Raw genomic sequence first — 16,695 nt, forward strand, 5'->3', positions numbered from 1 at the left:
AGGGGTGATTCGATGTTACGAACAGGACTGCCACAGAAACAGGGTTTGTATGATCCGAAGTATGAAAGTGATGCTTGTGGAATCGGTTTTGTTGCACAAGTAGATGGAAGATCAACACATCAAACGATTGTAGATGCGCTCACAATCTTATGCCGTCTGGAACACCGAGGCGGGCAAGGAGCTGATCCTGATACAGGGGATGGAGCAGGAATCATGATCCAAGTTCCTGATCAGCTCTTTCGGAAAACTTGGAATGAACTTCTTCCGAAGCAAGGGGACTATGCTGTCGGCATGGTATTCCTGCCGCAGGAAGAGGCTTTACGTAAAAAGATTGAAGAATTGATGGAACAGATAATCGAAGATGAAGGACATCAGCTCTTAGGTTGGCGTACGGTACCTGTTGACGAGACGATTGTCACCTCTACCGCAAGAACAACGATGCCGTATATTAAACAGGTGTTTATAAAGAAGCCGGAACACACACATACAGTTGAGAGGTTCAATCAATCGCTCTATCTGATCAGAAGATTGATTGAAAAACGTATTCAGTCCCTAGAAGGGATTGGCTCTGGTCCCTTTTATATCGCGAGTTTATCCCCGGATGTCATTGTCTACAAAGGAATGCTCACTTCTTATCAGCTCGACCAGTTTTATCTCGATCTCGCAAACCCTTTGACAACATCCATGTTTGGGATGGTGCACTCCCGATACAGTACGAATACGTTCCCGTCCTGGGAACGTGCTCATCCGAATCGTATGTTGATGCACAACGGAGAGATCAACACGATTACCGGAAATGTCAACTGGATGAAAGCCCGTGAAAGTGCGGCTGTTTCAAGTGTGTTCGGAGATCGACATAAAGACTTGTTGCCAGTCGTTTCAGAGGACGCAAGCGATTCTGGTATGCTGGATCAAACCTTCGAATATCTCTACATGAACGGGAGATCCCTTCCGCATACAGCAATGCTGATGGTGCCTGAAGCATGGGACTTCAATGACCAGATGACAGATCCTGAGCGTGCGTGTTTCGAATACATGAGCTGCATCATGGAGCCGTGGGATGGTCCTACAGCTTTAGCTTACACAGATGGAAAACGAATTGGCGCATCCATCGATCGGAATGGTCTTCGACCAGCACGTTATTATTTGACTGATAAAAATACCATCATTTTTTCTTCAGAGGTAGGCGTTCTCGATATACAGCCGGAAAAGATCATTCAAAAGGGACGTTTGGCTCCTGGGGAAATGATCCTTGTGGATTTAGAAAAAAATCAAGTTCTATTGAATGACGAGGTCAAAAGGGAGGTCGCTGTTCAATACCCTTATCGAGATTGGTTGAATGAGTCTCTCGTCCAATTACATGTCCGTACAGACAAACCACGGTTAGAGGGTATGATCGACAGCGAAATGCTTACCTACCAACTTGCCCATGGTTATACGAATGAAGAAATCATGAAAAACATCCTTCCGATGGTGAATGAAATGAAGGATCCGATTGGGTCAATGGGAAATGATACACCTCTTGCAGTTTTGTCCAATCGCCCTCAGCTTTTATTCAATTATTTCAAACAATTGTTTGCTCAAGTAACAAACCCGCCGATTGATGCCATCCGGGAAAAAGCGATTACGTCCACCACCTCGTACATCGGTGCGAAAAGCAATGTATTGGATGAAGGTCCACAGCATTGTAAGCGAATTCGATTGTATACGCCTATTCTCAAGAAAGAAGAGTTCGAGGAAATCATCCATAATGGACATAACGAATTTCGATCGATTAAAATTTCAACCTGTTTCAACGGTAATCCGGCCGGGCTGGAATCCGCATTGGAGCAAGTGTTCAAACAAGTGAAGCAAGTGATACGACAAGGTGTATCTTTAATTGTACTTTCTGATCGAGACATGAATAATGAACGAATCCCGATTCCGTCTTTACTTATGGTGAGTGGTCTCCATCATCATCTGGTAGAAAACGGACTACGGACGAAAGCAAGCATCATTGTCGAAACTGCAGAAGCAAGAGACGTCCATCAATTTTCGATGCTCATTGGTTACGGGGCTGATATGGTTTATCCGTATCTTGCTTATCGTACGATTCAAAGCTTGATCGAAGAGGAGCACATCACAGATTTCGATTACGTTGAAGCGGTAGATCGATTCAGGGATGCCGCTACTTCAGGAATCGTCAAAGTCATGTCCAAGATGGGAATCTCGACAATCCAAAGTTATCGAGGTGCCCAAACGTTTGAAGCAATTGGTATCTCAACTACGGTCATAGAAAAATACTTTAGAGGGACTTCATCTAAATTAGGTGGTATTGGGCTCCAAACCATTGCTGAAGAGACGATTAAACGGCATAAAAGGGCGTATTTTGAAATCAATCCATCGCTCGAGACAGGTGGAGATATGCAGTGGAGAAGTACGGGTGAACACCATTCATTCAATCCTAAAACGATCCATCTGCTGCAGCACGCATGTCGAACGAATGATAAAGAGCTGTACAAACGTTTTTCTGAAGCCGTTAATACAGAAGAAATAACCTATTTAAGAGACCTGTTGGAATTTGATTCAAAAGGCGCGACACCTATCCCGATTGAGGAGGTTGAACCCGTCGAATCGATTTTCAAACGATTCAAGACAGGTGCGATGTCTTACGGTTCATTAAGTAAAGAGGCTCATGAGATCCTTGCAGTTGCAATGAATCGAATCGGCGGAAAAAGCAATAGTGGTGAAGGGGGAGAAGACCCTGACCGCTTTATTCCGGAAGCAAATGGAGACAGTCGTAAAAGTGCAATCAAGCAGGTTGCCTCTGGAAGATTCGGTGTCAATAGCCATTACCTTGCGAGTGCGGAAGAGATTCAGATCAAGATGGCGCAAGGCGCAAAACCAGGAGAAGGCGGACACCTCCCAGGAAAGAAAGTCCACCCTTGGATTGCAGAAGTACGAGGCTCGACTCCTGGAGTCGGGTTGATATCACCTCCTCCACATCACGATATTTACTCGATCGAGGATTTGGCTCAGCTGATCTATGATTTGAAGCATGTTAATCCTAAAGCGCGAATCAGTGTGAAACTGGTCGCAAAGTCAGGGGTCGGTACGATTGCTGCAGGCGTTGCAAAAGGGAAGGCGGATGTCATCCTCATCAGCGGTTATGAAGGCGGAACAGGTGCTTCACCGAAAACAAGCATTCGACACGCTGGCTTACCTTGGGAACTAGGCCTAGCAGAAGCGCATCAAACACTTGTCCTCAATGATTTGCGAGACAAGGTTGTACTTGAAACAGACGGGAAGCTGATGAACGGGAAAGATGTCGTCAAAGCAGCACTCTTAGGAGCAGAGGAATATGGTTTTTCTTCCGCCCCACTTGTCGTGCTTGGATGCATCATGATGAGAGCCTGCCATCTTGACACATGTCCTGTAGGGATTGCAACTCAAAACCCTGAATTACGGAAAAAATTCATGGGAAAACCCGAGCATGTTGTCAACTACATGCGATTCATCGCAGAAGAAATGAGAGAAATCATGGCTTCTCTTGGCGTGCGAAAACTTGATGAGTTGATTGGAAGAACGGATCTTCTCAAATTAAAGGACAACGCACACCCTAAGGCGAAGCAACTGGATCTTACACCACTTCTGCTCCAAATGAGTCATGATTGGAAAGGAAAACGTAGACCTTATCGAACGGAATACAATGAAAATCATCTTGATACTGCTCATCTCATTCCAGATACAATTGAGAATATCATTAATAGACAGCCTGTTTCGTTATCCTATCCGATCCGAAATACAGACCGGGCTGTTGGTACGCGATTAGGCTATGAGATCACTGAGAGGTACGGAAGCAAAGGTCTTCCGGAAAATACAATCCAACTTACTTTCAATGGATCAGCTGGTCAAAGCTTTGGGGCATTTATCCCGAAAGGTCTGAAACTGAAGGTGATTGGTGACGCAAACGATTACGTCGGAAAAGGATTATCAGGGGGAAGTATTATTGTGGCGCCGCCCCGATTTAATACACTTCAACAGATGGATGAAGTGGTCATTGGTAACGTCACGTTATTTGGGGCAACCTCCGGCAAGGCATTCATCAATGGTGCTGCTGGTGAACGTTTTGCAGTTCGGAACAGTGGTGCTCATGCTGTAGTTGAAGGTGTAGGAGATAACGGATGTGAATACATGACTGGTGGCCGTGTACTCGTACTAGGTTCAATCGGAAAGAACTTTGCTGCAGGTATGTCCGGTGGAATCGCATATATATGGACGGATGATGCTAAACAAGTCAAGCAGCGGTGTAATCCAGAAATGATTCTTTTCGAAGAGTTAGGCGAGAATGAGGAAATAGAGCAAGTTAAAGCGATGTTATATGAACACATTCAATCCACTGGTAGCCCAAGAGCGAAATACATCTTGAATCACTGGAAACAATCAATCGGCAAATTTATTAAGATCATACCTGAAGAATATAAACGAAAACTTCAGCAGGACAAAGATAAGCATGGTAAGTCTTCAAATGATATAGCATCACTTACTAAATAAGGAGGGATCGTATCGTGGCTAATCCTAGAGGATTCTTAGAATATACTCGCAAAGAGAGGGATGAACGCAATCCGATCGAACGCATCAACGATTGGAACGAATATACCCTCCGACACGATGATAAGGATTTGAAAGAGCAAAGCGCAAGATGCATGGACTGTGGAACGCCATTCTGTCATACAGGGATGGAATGGGAGCGGTCTTCGATCGGATGTCCAATCAATAATCTTATACCTGAATGGAACGAACTCGTCCATCAAGGAAAATGGAAGGTAGCTCTTGATCGTTTAGAAATGACGAACAATTTTCCTGAGTTTACGGGGAGGGTTTGTCCTGCACCTTGTGAAGGGTCATGTACTTTAGCCATCAATGATGACCCTGTAACAATCAAATCCATCGAAAATGAAATCATTGAACGAGGATTTGAAAACGGTTGGGTTACTCCTACGCCACCCTCCTTCAGAACAGGGAAAAAAGTTGCCATCATCGGTTCAGGACCAGCGGGATTGGCTGCGGCAGATGAACTGAATAAAGCGGGTCATAGCGTGACTGTTTTTGAACGTGATGATCGTCCTGGTGGACTTCTTATGTATGGAATCCCAAATATGAAGCTTGAAAAGGAAACCATTGAAAGAAGGGTTAAGCTACTCGAAGAGGAAGGCATTACGTTTACTTGTAATACCGAAGTCGGAGTCGACATCAGCCGTGAAAAGCTTCAAGAAGAATATGATGCTGTCATCCTTTGTACAGGAGCTCAGCAACCCCGAGATCTGCCTGTTAAAGATCGTGACAGCAAAGGGATCCATTTTGCAATGGACTATCTTACAGACGCTACGAAATCGTTGAACAATGATGAGGAGCCAACCATTACAGCTGAAGGTAAAGATGTGATTGTCATCGGTGGAGGAGACACAGGGGCTGACTGTGTGGCCACAGCATTACGTCAAAAGTGTAAAAGTGTCGTGCAGTTCGGTAAACACCCTGAACTGCCACAAGATAGAGCTTCGGATAACCCTTGGCCCCATACACCGATGACCTTTTCATTGGAGTATGGCTACGAAGAGGCGTTCAAGCAAACGAAAAAGGATCCACGCGAGTATGAAATCATGACACAGTCCTTCAACACTACAAGTGAAGGAAACGTCAAGTCGTTAAAAACAATCCAAGTCCGAAAAGAAAAGGTAGATGGCAGGATCATCACGAAAGATCTTCCAGGAACGGAAAAGGAATGGCCAGCACAGCTTGTGTTGATCGCGATCGGTTTTACTGGACCTGAGCGTGAAATACTTGAACACTTCAACCTCGAAACGACAGAACGAGGTATGGTTTGGACGGAGCCTTCTACTTATAAGACGAGTATTGAAGGCGTCTTTACAGCAGGCGATGCGAGGCGTGGACAAAGCCTCGTCGTCTGGGCTATCCGTGAAGGAAGGGAAGCGGCATCAGAAGTAAACAAATACTTGAACAGCTTGAGTCATTCGGCTCAAACTGGCTGAGTGAATAGAAATAAAATACTGCCTTCTTGGACATCATAAACGAAATGATTTCTTATCCAAGGAGGTATTTTCATGGGAAGAGGCAAAAACTTCGAACATAAGCGTCAGGGTACGATTAACCGTCCCCCAAAAGGGAATAAAATAGCCCGAGAAGAATTCGCTCGCGATGAACCAATCGACCTGCAAAAGCAGGAGGATGAAAAAAACGAACGTTGATGAAACGAACTGTTGGTGGTGCATGTTTGAAAAACATGTGTCACCTTTTTTATTGTATATAAACAATAACAGCTAAAAGAACTGACACCAATCGTTTGCAGGAATCGTGAAAAGGGAACAGAAGAGTATATTTGTGTAAGCAATGAAACACTTGGAGGGATTGCATGTCAATGATCAACCAACAATCTACAAACCTCACTCAACAGTTCAAACAAATTCGGGAATTTACAGAAGAGATCGTGTCTCCACTTGAAACTGAAGACTTTGTCATTCAATCAATACCTGACGTAAGTCCGCCCAAATGGCATCTTGCCCATACGACCTGGTTCTTCGAAACGTTCATACTTGTCCCCTATAAAGAGGGATTTACAAGGTACAATGCTACATACGATTATTTATTCAATTCCTATTATGAAACACATGGAACACCTTATCCGAGGCATGCCAGGGGGTTGTTATCCAGACCTTCGGTAGATGAAATTTTCAAATACCGGAATTACATCAATGAACATATGACCGAGCTATTGGAAGGATGCAGTCAAGAAACGTATAGACAAATTCAACCGATCCTTGAAATAGGACTCCACCATGAACTGCAGCATCAAGAATTATTAATTACAGACATCAAATACAATTTCTCTATCAATCCATTGAAACCGATTTACCAAGAATTTGAACAGGATGATGACAACGCAATGGATGTTCCAGGTTTAGAATGGATCACTTTTAACGGAGGAGTTGTTGAAACAGGCAGTTCATCAGAGGGTTTTTCATTCGATAACGAACGGCCTGTGCATAAGTCCTATCTGAATGACTATGCAATTGCCAATCGGCCTGTAACGAATGACGAATTTCTATCCTTTATAGAGGACGGAGGGTATGAAAAGCCTGAGTACTGGTTGTCTGAAGGCTGGTCAGCTGTTAAAGAACAGAATTGGAAGGCTCCTTTATATTGGGAGAAACGAGATGGTGAGTGGTATACCTTTACCATGCATGGCATGAAAAAAGTAAGTGAAAATGAACCAGTCACTCATATCAGTTTTTTTGAAGCGGATGCATTCGCTCGATGGGCCGGTTATCGGCTTCCGACTGAAACAGAATGGGAACATGCAATGAGAGATGTTCAGATAATGGGCAATTTTGCTGATCAAAACCGTTATCATCCTTCTCCCAATTATGAAAGAAAAGGACATCCATCAATTGTCAAAGCCTTCGGGGATAACTGGGAATGGACCTCAAGCCCTTATGCGCCATATCCACAGTCCAAACCACTAGAAGGGACGTTAGGTGAATATAACGCGAAATTCATGTGCAATCAAATGGTCCTTCGTGGCGGTTCATGTGCAACCCACTCCACACATATCCGATTAACTTACCGGAATTTTTTCCACCCGGAAAAGAGATGGCAATTCAGCGGTTTACGCTTAGCGAAAGATCTTTAATACCTTTTAAGGGGGCTGGACAAGTCTACAAACCTTGTTCAAGCCCCTTTTTGCCTTTATCAGGACAAGACCCCATACCAAACCCCTTTCACTTGAATTTAATAAATAGAAGAGAAATGTGATTCAAGTGTAAAGGAGATAAAACATGGCAGACCTACAATTGTTTCCCACTCCAATGATCCACACACATAGTTACCGCAAAGAGATTCCTTATGGCGTCCGCATGATTCATGCAAATCGAATGTGGGAACTAGGGTTTAAAGGGAAAGGGGTAGTCGTTGCAGTGTTGGATACGGGGTGTCAACCAGACCATCCAGACCTTCGTGGCAGAATCATAGGTGGACGGAATTTCACCTCTGATCACGGTGGAGATCCTCGAAACTATTCAGATAATCACTTCCATGGTACTCATGTTGCTGGTACGATTGCAGCGAATCTGAATGGATTCGGGGTAGCAGGTGTAGCTCCAGAAGCAAGCTTGCTCATCTTGAAGGTGATTCATGGTAGTGGAGCAAGTTCTTACGATAGTCTAATCCGTGGAATCAATTATGCAATTAACTGGCGAGGACCCAATCGAGAAAGGGTTCGCGTAATATCTATGTCTCTAGGAGGACCAGTCGATGATCCAAGGTTACATGCCGCTATAAAACGAGCAGTCTCAAAAAATATTCTTACTGTATGTGCTGCAGGAAACCTTGGGGATGGACAGGCATATTCATTTGAGAGGACATATCCAGGATTCTATCCGGAAGTCGTTTGTGTCGGAGCTGTAACGGAGGATTGTACACCTGCTGCTTTCAACAATACAAATGATGGAATTGACCTGGTCGCTCCAGGGGTAAACATTGCTTCTACTTACGTTGGTGGAAAATATGCCAAAACATCCGGTACTTCAATGGCCACCCCGCATGTGTCCGGTGCAGCCGCACTTTTGATACAGGGATATGAAACTCAGTTGAGGAGAAGGTTGACCGAAAGGGAAATCTATAACTTACTTATCAATAACACACAAAGATTGGATTTTGATCGATCATCTGTAGGGAAAGGATTACTCGATCTATCCAAAGGGATTAAAGGAAAACATTAAGAAGTATAGGGCAGGACTCGGTATCATTCAGTCCCATAAGCTCTATACTTTTTATTTTGCAGAAAAGGGTTTCCAGGAAGATGTGTCGAAAGGCTTGTGGGCATACGGTTCATTGAAGGAGGAGAGATGATGTCAAAGCCGATAGCTGTTGCCGTCATTCACGGTGCCGGCATCCAGAGAGAAGACTTTGCGGAGATCATGATAGATCGGCTCAAAAGAAAAATTTCGAAATTACAAGGACAATCCGGCCAACGTGATGCTTTCATATTTCAGCCGATCTATTGGGGAGAAATCTTCCATGATAAGGAACGGAAGCTGTGGGAATCCGTCCAAGAAGGGGGAGAACTCGATTTTTTAACAATTCGGAAGTTCATCATTGAATTTTTAGGTGATGCCATCGCATATCAGCCTACAAATGAGCACTTTGAAAATTATGAACGTGTTCATGCCATCTTTCGAGATACGTTAGAACGTTTAAGTAAGAAAGCCGGTGAAAAAGCCCCCTTGGTTGTTTTGGGTCATAGCTTAGGGACCGTAATATCCAGCAACTACTTTTATGATCTGCAGAAAGAAACAGATCCGTTACCTTACATCGAACAATGGAAAAAGGATGCAAGCCCACTAATGAAAGGAGAGACATTGGTTCAGTTCATCTCCCTCGGCTCACCTCTAGCACTATGGAGTTTACGGTACGTAGATTTCAACAAACCGATCCAAGTTCCTTCAGAAGCCTTTAAAGCAATGTACGAAAAAGGGAAAGGTGGCTGGTGGAACATTTATGATCGGGATGATGTACTGGGATACCCATTGAAGTCGTTAAATCAATCCTATGATAAGGCTGTCATGAAAGACATCGAAATGAATGTCGGTAACTGGGTCTCCAGCTGGAATCCCGTTTCCCATTTTCATTATGTCAAAGACGAACAGGTTATCGCTTTCATTGCAAAGAAACTGTTGGAATTACAGGCCTCATTATCCGATTGACAATGAGCATATTTCTTAATCACCGATTTACTTTTCTATATAATGAGCTTAATTGAAGAAAAGGAGTGAATCTTGGAATGATTACAAAAATTGAAGATACCGTACAATTACATAATGGTCTTGAAATGCCTCGGCTTGGTTTTGGCGTGTTTAAAGTCGAAGAGGGCTCTGAGGTTGTAAGTGCTGTTAAGACTGCTCTGGATATCGGCTATCGTAGCATCGATACGGCCGCTATCTATAAAAACGAAGAAGGTGTCGGAAAAGCGATAAATGAATCCGACGTCCCACGAAACGAATTATTCATCACAACAAAGGTGTGGAACTCTGACCAGGGTTATGAAAGCACACTGAACGCATTTGATACCAGTCTTGAGAAGCTGGGTCTCGATTACGTGGATTTGTATTTGATCCATTGGCCTGTTGAAGGGAAATATAAAGACACATGGAAGGCAATGGAGAAGATCTATGAGGAAGGCCGCGCCAAAGCGATCGGTGTGTGTAATTTCCATGTCCATCATTTACAAGATCTGATGAAGGATGCCAATATCAAACCGATGGTCAATCAAATTGAATTCCATCCAAAATTGATCCAGGAAGAGGTACGTGCGTTTTGTAAGCAAGAGAATATCCTCGTTGAAGCCTGGTCACCATTGATGCATGGTAAATTGCTCGATCATCCGACCTTAAAAGAGATCGGTGATAAATACAAAAAGTCTCCAGCGCAAGTCATTTTAAGGTGGGACTTACAGCACGACGTCATTACGATACCAAAATCGGTAACACCTGCTCGAATTAAGGAAAACGCTGATCTCTTCGATTTTTCTTTGACAGAAGAGGAAATGGATCAGATTGATGCTATAAATGAAAATGAACGATTCGGACCAGACCCAGACAATTTTGATTTTTAATTGAATGAATGTTTTAAGATGCTGACTTGATGGATAGAAGTCAGCATCTTTTTTTAGGCTCTATTAAGTATCGTATTGATTTTGTTAGCTTCATGCGGACGCTTTCCGCTTCTATTTTTCTTTAACAATCAATAATAAAAGCTGACAGAGCCTTTTCTAAAAATTAGAGCTGATGGTCAAATCTGGTATGATATAATAAATATTGACCAGGTGGTCAATACCGTGGAGTGGGGGATGATCATGAAAGCGATCGAGGTGCATCATCTTACGAAGTATTATGGCAAACATCGTGCAATCAATGATTTAAGCTTTACTGTTGAAGAAGGGCAGGTTTTTGGTTTTATCGGCCCAAACGGTGCTGGAAAAAGTACGACAATCCGGACATTGTTGAATTTTATTTTCCCTACGAAAGGTTCTGCAAAGCTTCTCGGAAAGGACATTGTTACGGAAACAAAAGCGATAAAACAAGAAGTCGGTTACCTTCCATCCGAAGTCCACTATTATGAGAATATGAAAGTCAAAGAATTACTTCAGTATTCAGCTAGATTCTATCGAACGCAAGCAAATAACCGTGTCCGTGAACTGACTGAAAGGTTGGAACTTGATGTCAATAAAAGGTTTGAAGATCTTTCTTTTGGCAATCGAAAGAAGGTAGGGATCGTGCAGGCTCTGCTACATGAGCCCCGTTTGTTAATTATGGACGAACCGACAGGTGGACTTGATCCACTGATGCAGCATACATTCTTTGATATCTTACTTGAAGAAAAGAAAAAAGGGGTAACGATTTTCTTTTCCTCCCATATTTTGAGTGAAGTCCAAAAAATGTGTGATCGAGTTGGTATCATCAAAGAAGGAACATTGATTGCGGACGATTCAATTGAAAATTTGACAAAAAATCAATTCAAAAAGGTCCTGGTCCTTCTTGAAGAAAACCAGGAACTAAAGTTGTCCATCAACGGAATTATCCAACAGGAGCAGATTGGACAAACATTAAGCATTCTCTTCAGAGGAGACGTCCATGAGTTGATTACGGCTCTGGATAAAGCATCCTTCATCGATGTTGTCATCGAAGAGCCCTCTTTGGATGAAATTTTCATGCACTACTATGAATCAGATGACCAAAGGAGGGAGCACGATGATCTTTAAGCAAGAATTCAAATGGAACGTAAAAGCTTTAATGATTTGGTCGATTATTTTAGGTGGCCTCGTGTTCTTAATGATGCAGATCTATCCTGATTTTGCGAAACAACAAGGGAACTTGGAGGCTTTATTGGAAGCGTATCCAGAGGGGATCAAGAAGGCGTTTAATATGGATCGGTTAAGTATGGGAACGGTGCTAGGTTTTTATGCTATTGAAGGTTATATGTTGATTACGCTGATTGGTAGTATTTACGTTGTTCTCCTCGCTGGAAATATTCTGGCGAAAGAAGAAGGGGAAAAGACGATCGAATTCCTGTTATCGAAACCGATATCCAGAACGTCACTTCTGAGTCAGAAGTTAGCGGTCGTCATCCTGAATATCGTGTTATTCAACCTTTTTGTTTCCCTGATTAATGGAACAGGATTTTTACTAGTCGATGACGGAACGTTTGAATGGTATCCATACGTATTGATGTCTGTCGCACCGATCTTGTTGCATCTGACCTTTGCTTCTTTCGCTTTCCTACTTTCCGCTATACTGAAAAAAGGCAGGCAAATTCTATCCGTTACCGTCGGGGTTGTTTTCATTACGTACTTTCTACAGGTCATTTCGAGTGTTTCTGAGAAGTTGGAGGGATTGAAATTCTTAAGTCCTTTCGTTTATGTCGATGCAGCGGACATCATCATCGATGAGCGTATAAAGGGTGTTTATTTGCTGATTATGCTTACAATCATGATTTTGAACATAACCGCTACGTTCCTCATCTATCGAAAAAAGGATATAGCAGTGTAATAGAGGAGGACTTTATGAATCCAGCTTTTGAAAAATTGCCAGAAAGGAAGAAACAAAAGATCCTGACTGTTGCAATCGAAGAATTTGCAATGAATGGATATGAGAACGCATCCACGAATAAAATGACAGAACGTGCTCAAATTTCCAAAGGGCTATTATTTCATTACTTTACGAACAAAAAAGGGTTGTACCTTTATCTGTTTGAGCATGTGATGGGATGGGTCTCCAATGAAGTGATACGACGTCTCGAAACGTTAGAAGAAACGGATTTCTTCGAGAGAATCAAAAAAACAGCAATGCTGAAAATAGATGTCTTCTTGCATCATCCAGATGAATACCACTTCATGATGAAAGGGATTCTTGAACCAACTGAGGAGGTAAAAGAAGAGATTCAGGCGATTCTTCTAAACGTAAACCGTCAATATTCCCGTTACAACGACGAATTATTGTTTGCCTACTTGAACGAGGATGATTTGCGGGTAGGATTGACGAAGGAATTCGTTGTTGAATACGTGATGAACGTGATGGAGCAATTCTCGAACTCGATCCTGAAGCAATATAAAGGAAAGGAAAGTGCCTTACTTCATCAGTCTGAATCGTTGCTAAAACGGTTGGATATGTATGTAGATGTTCTGAAATATGGTGTATACCGGCCATAATGTTATAATGAATGAGGTTAGGGAGTGACGATTCGTTGCTCCTATTTCTTATCGTGGAGGTCAATATGAAAGTTTTCGCTAAAAATTTCTTGAACGGGATCGTGACAGTCGTCCCAATCATTCTTGTCATCTATGTCGTCATAAAAGTGTTCGAGTTTTTAGATAACATCCTAGGTCAAACCTTCCGTGGTTTACTTAAGGAGGATTATGTCCCAGGTTTGGGTCTGCTAGCTTCAATTCTACTTATCACACTATTAGGCTGGTTGTCCAAACAGTATATCAGCGGAAAAGTTGTCGAACTTTTAGACAGGTGGTTGGATCGAATTCCTCTTGTTAAGAGTTTGTATTCCATCATCAAGGATACGATAAAATCCTTTGCAGGAGATAAAAAATCCTTCTCAAAAGTTGCGTTGGTCCATATTCCAGGTACCAACATGAAGGCAATCGGCTTTGTCACGTCCGAAGAAGTGGAAGCAATCGCTGATCCATTGCAGGATCACATTGCTGTGTATGTCCCTCAAACCTTCCAGGTTGCAGGGATGACATTTCTAGTACCGAGATCAGACGTAGAAATATTGGAAATGAAGGCCGAGGACGCAATGAAATTTGTCTTGTCAGGCGGAATGAGTATCAGAAGAAATGAAACAGTCAAAAAGGAGGGCTAAGCATGCTTGAGCCTGTACCTGATTTGCTGAAGCACAATCTGAGAATCGTTTTTGTCGGTTTCAATCCTAGCCTGAAGTCTAGTGAGACAGGCCATAATTATGCGAACCCGACGAACCGGTTCTGGAAGATCCTTTATCATTCCGGGCTCACAGACAGACAGTATAAACCTGAAGATGGTGCACGATTAATGCATGAATATGGGTATGGTTTTACGAACATCGTCTCAAGGCCAACAAAGGAAGCAGCTGACATAACAAAAGAAGAGTACCAGAAAGGTAAAATAGAGTTAAAAGCTAAAATGCAGTATTTTCAACCCAAAGTGGTGTGCTTTGTAGGAAAAGGTGTATATCAGCAATTCAGCGGAAGAAGACAAGTGGATTGGGGATTCCAAGCAGAAACGATCTTACCAGATATACAGGAATTTGTGGCTCCTTCTTCTAGCGGATTGGTCCGCATGAAAGTAGAGGATGTCATAAGCATTTACCACCAGCTTGCCAAAAAAATATCGTCATATTGATGTTGTTATAGTGTGTCGATTGGTTTACCAACCGGTTAGAACGGATAAAGTATAGTAACATACTGTTGGAGGCTAAGAAGGATGGTAAACGATACAGATCGATCCATTATAGAAAAATGCAAAGAATGTCGAGATCAATGTTCAGATTGGCTGGAAAAAAATCAAATTGATCCGGATTCACATACCATTGACGATTGTACCATGTTGATTTTAGAATGCTATGATATATGTTCCTACACAGTAACAGCATTGAGCCGCGAATCACAATTTGCCAAAGAACTGTGCCAGTTAGGGGAACTGATATGTGAAGCATGCGGAAATGAATGCAATAAGCAGGAGAGTCCATGTACTGTTGAATTAGCAGAGACTTGCTATGAAGTTGCAGAACGATTCCGGAATCGTTTGTTCTAAAGAATGATGACTTGTATATCGTTTTGACGAAATAATGTCAACTCAGTTTGGATAAACAAAGGGACAGACCATGTGGTCTGTCCCTTTGTTTATCCTGTTAACCTCTCAGATCGATGCGATGTCCTGAAGTCGGATGCTGTATCTGTTGTTGTGTTTCCTGTAAATCCTTCAGCATCACTGTGCTTTGTGCAGCTTGTTTCGCTAGATTGCTATCCAATAGATTCATGTTTAACGTATGTCGCAATTGAGACAGGTTCTTAGCCATCATGGATGATAACGCTAAATCAGACACCTTCCACCTCCTAACGCATCCTTATTTCTTTTATCGGATGAGAGAATTCATTTTGAAGGGTCTGTTTGTGCAGCTAATGCAGTGGATTGATCCTCATATTTTTTTTGAAGGAAACGCAATCTGAGATATAGCGTGACTGCTCCACTTGTTAAACCTGTACTTAATCCGATCCAATACCCAAAAGGACCGAAGGATGTATCGTTCGCCAGGACATAACCTAGCGGCAAACCAATGACCCAATAGGAGATCAGTGCCATGATCAGCGTTACATTAACATCCTTATAGCCTCTTAAGGCTCCTTGAATCGGTGCAGCAACCGCATCGGATAATTGGAAGAAAATTGCGTAGATCAGAAAATGTGCCGTCAAGTCCAAAACAGCCTTGTCCTTCGTATAAAGCCCTGCAATCTCGTCGTTAAGGAACCACAGAAATACAGCAGACGTTAAAGCGAACACTACTGCAATTCCGATTCCTAATCGACCGTATTGTTTAGCATCGCTTGTTCGTTTTCCTCCAATTTCAAATCCGACTGCGATCGTCAGTGCCATTGAAACACTTAATGGGGCCATATAAAGTAAGGAAGCAAAATTGATGGCCGCTTGATGTGCTGCAATCGTAATTGTGTCAAATCGACTCATCAAAATCGTGACAGCCGCAAATATGCTGACCTCAAAGAAAATGGAAAGTCCGATGGGAATCCCAATCTTCATAACTTCAATCCACTTACGGATCGAAATCCGATAAAAGCGATTGAATACCTGATAAATCGCAAAAGGCTGAACGCGATGTACGACAAAAGCAGCCACAAAAAAGATGAACCAATAGGTAATCGCCGATGCATAACCCGCGCCGATCCCCCCTAGTTGTGGAAAACCGAATTTCCCAAATATGAGAAGATAGTTAAAGAGTATATTAACAGGCAGTGATAGAAGAGTGATGAACATCGTTATTCTTGTTTCTCCTAATGCATCGATAAAGCTTCGTAATGCAGTATAAATAAATAATGGTAATATACCTACCGAAAGACCAACCAAATAATGCTTCGCAATATAGGAAACATCAGCCTCCAGATCCATTGCACCTAAAATTGGGGGAACAACGATAAAACCAATCAAAAAGATGAGGAACGAGAGAAAAATGGCGAGATAAACGGTTTGTAAGACAGAAAAAGATACTTCCTCACTTTTCTTGCCCCCGATCAACTGAGCAACGATGGGGGTTAAAGCCATCAAAATCCCACTTAATCCTGTGAAGACGGGTACCCATATGCTTGATCCAATCGCAACTCCTGCCAAGTCTTCCGCTCCAGCACGTCCACTCATGACTGTATCGAAGAAATTCATAGCTAGCAGTCCGACTTGAGTAATCAATATCGGTAATAGAATCGTCATGAATTGACGTAGCTTTTCACCTAACGTATACGTTTGATACATCTGTCATACCCCGGTTTCTATCTAATGATTTGGTCATTATATCATAATTTGGAGATCTTCAAGCAATCTATTTCCTTTCTGACGGTTTGAAATTTATAATGGATAACATGTTGAAAGG

At 42.5% G+C, this 16,695-nt stretch carries 15 protein-coding genes; 13 read left to right on the forward strand and 2 right to left on the reverse strand.

What is annotated here, in order from left to right; all coding sequences use genetic code 11:
* Nucleotides 1-12: 12 nt before the first annotated feature.
* The 13 genes from gltB to V1497_RS09655 all read left to right on the forward strand — a co-directional run bounded on the left by gltB (nucleotide 13) and on the right by V1497_RS09655 (nucleotide 14,852).
* The gene (gltB, locus tag V1497_RS09595) at nucleotides 13-4,533 is read left to right on the forward strand and encodes a glutamate synthase large subunit (RefSeq protein ID WP_349407340.1); all 4,521 of its coding nucleotides are present in this window, start codon (nucleotides 13-15) and stop codon (nucleotides 4,531-4,533) included.
* A 14-nt stretch (nucleotides 4,534-4,547) separates the two neighbouring features.
* A complete protein-coding gene (locus V1497_RS09600) occupies nucleotides 4,548-6,029 on the forward strand; it encodes a glutamate synthase subunit beta (RefSeq protein WP_349407341.1) in 1,482 nt (493 codons plus the stop codon).
* Nucleotides 6,030-6,101: 72 nt separating this feature from the next.
* Nucleotides 6,102-6,245: a hypothetical protein gene (locus tag V1497_RS09605; RefSeq protein WP_349407342.1), complete on the forward strand. Its 144-nt coding sequence runs from the start codon at nucleotides 6,102-6,104 to the stop codon at nucleotides 6,243-6,245.
* 164 nt (nucleotides 6,246-6,409) lie between these two features.
* The gene (gene egtB / locus V1497_RS09610) at nucleotides 6,410-7,687 is read left to right on the forward strand and encodes an ergothioneine biosynthesis protein EgtB (protein WP_349407343.1); all 1,278 of its coding nucleotides are present in this window, start codon (nucleotides 6,410-6,412) and stop codon (nucleotides 7,685-7,687) included.
* A 145-nt stretch (nucleotides 7,688-7,832) separates the two neighbouring features.
* Nucleotides 7,833-8,774, forward strand: coding sequence for a S8 family peptidase (locus V1497_RS09615; protein WP_349407344.1), 942 nt, complete (start codon nucleotides 7,833-7,835; stop codon nucleotides 8,772-8,774).
* 129 nt (nucleotides 8,775-8,903) lie between these two features.
* Nucleotides 8,904-9,758: a chemotaxis protein gene (locus V1497_RS09620; RefSeq protein ID WP_349407345.1), complete on the forward strand. Its 855-nt coding sequence runs from the start codon at nucleotides 8,904-8,906 to the stop codon at nucleotides 9,756-9,758.
* 77 nt (nucleotides 9,759-9,835) lie between these two features.
* Nucleotides 9,836-10,666 (forward strand): aldo/keto reductase, encoded by an 831-nt coding sequence (locus V1497_RS09625; protein ID WP_349407346.1) that lies wholly within the window; start codon nucleotides 9,836-9,838, stop codon nucleotides 10,664-10,666.
* A gap of 240 nt (nucleotides 10,667-10,906) precedes the next feature.
* Nucleotides 10,907-11,812: an ABC transporter ATP-binding protein gene (locus V1497_RS09630; RefSeq protein WP_349407347.1), complete on the forward strand. Its 906-nt coding sequence runs from the start codon at nucleotides 10,907-10,909 to the stop codon at nucleotides 11,810-11,812.
* The gene (locus V1497_RS09635) at nucleotides 11,802-12,599 is read left to right on the forward strand and encodes an ABC transporter permease subunit (protein ID WP_349407348.1); all 798 of its coding nucleotides are present in this window, start codon (nucleotides 11,802-11,804) and stop codon (nucleotides 12,597-12,599) included. Before V1497_RS09630 ends, V1497_RS09635 begins: the two co-directional genes overlap by 11 nt.
* A 14-nt stretch (nucleotides 12,600-12,613) precedes the next feature.
* Nucleotides 12,614-13,258 carry a TetR/AcrR family transcriptional regulator gene (locus V1497_RS09640; RefSeq protein WP_349407349.1) on the forward strand — a complete coding sequence of 215 codons (645 nt, stop codon included), beginning with the start codon at nucleotides 12,614-12,616 and terminating at the stop codon, nucleotides 13,256-13,258.
* Between the two features lie 65 nt (nucleotides 13,259-13,323).
* Nucleotides 13,324-13,923 carry a DUF502 domain-containing protein gene (locus V1497_RS09645; RefSeq protein ID WP_349407350.1) on the forward strand — a complete coding sequence of 200 codons (600 nt, stop codon included), beginning with the start codon at nucleotides 13,324-13,326 and terminating at the stop codon, nucleotides 13,921-13,923.
* Nucleotides 13,924-13,925: 2 nt separating this feature from the next.
* Nucleotides 13,926-14,441: a G/U mismatch-specific DNA glycosylase gene (gene mug / locus V1497_RS09650; RefSeq protein ID WP_349407351.1), complete on the forward strand. Its 516-nt coding sequence runs from the start codon at nucleotides 13,926-13,928 to the stop codon at nucleotides 14,439-14,441.
* A gap of 81 nt (nucleotides 14,442-14,522) precedes the next feature.
* On the forward strand, nucleotides 14,523-14,852 hold the full coding sequence (locus V1497_RS09655) for a hypothetical protein (protein ID WP_349407352.1): 330 nt from the start codon (nucleotides 14,523-14,525) through the stop codon (nucleotides 14,850-14,852).
* A 97-nt stretch (nucleotides 14,853-14,949) separates the two neighbouring features.
* Here the strand turns inward: V1497_RS09655 and V1497_RS09660 are convergent, their stop codons facing one another.
* Nucleotides 14,950-15,144 carry a hypothetical protein gene (locus tag V1497_RS09660; protein ID WP_349407353.1) on the reverse strand — a complete coding sequence of 65 codons (195 nt, stop codon included), beginning with the start codon at nucleotides 15,142-15,144 and terminating at the stop codon, nucleotides 14,950-14,952.
* Nucleotides 15,145-15,191: 47 nt separating this feature from the next.
* Nucleotides 15,192-16,577 carry an MATE family efflux transporter gene (locus V1497_RS09665; RefSeq protein ID WP_349407354.1) on the reverse strand — a complete coding sequence of 462 codons (1,386 nt, stop codon included), beginning with the start codon at nucleotides 16,575-16,577 and terminating at the stop codon, nucleotides 15,192-15,194.
* Nucleotides 16,578-16,695: the final 118 nt, after the last annotated feature.

This window comes from Pseudalkalibacillus sp. SCS-8, assembly GCF_040126055.1.
Lineage (GTDB): Bacteria > Bacillota > Bacilli > Bacillales > Fictibacillaceae > Pseudalkalibacillus > Pseudalkalibacillus nanhaiensis.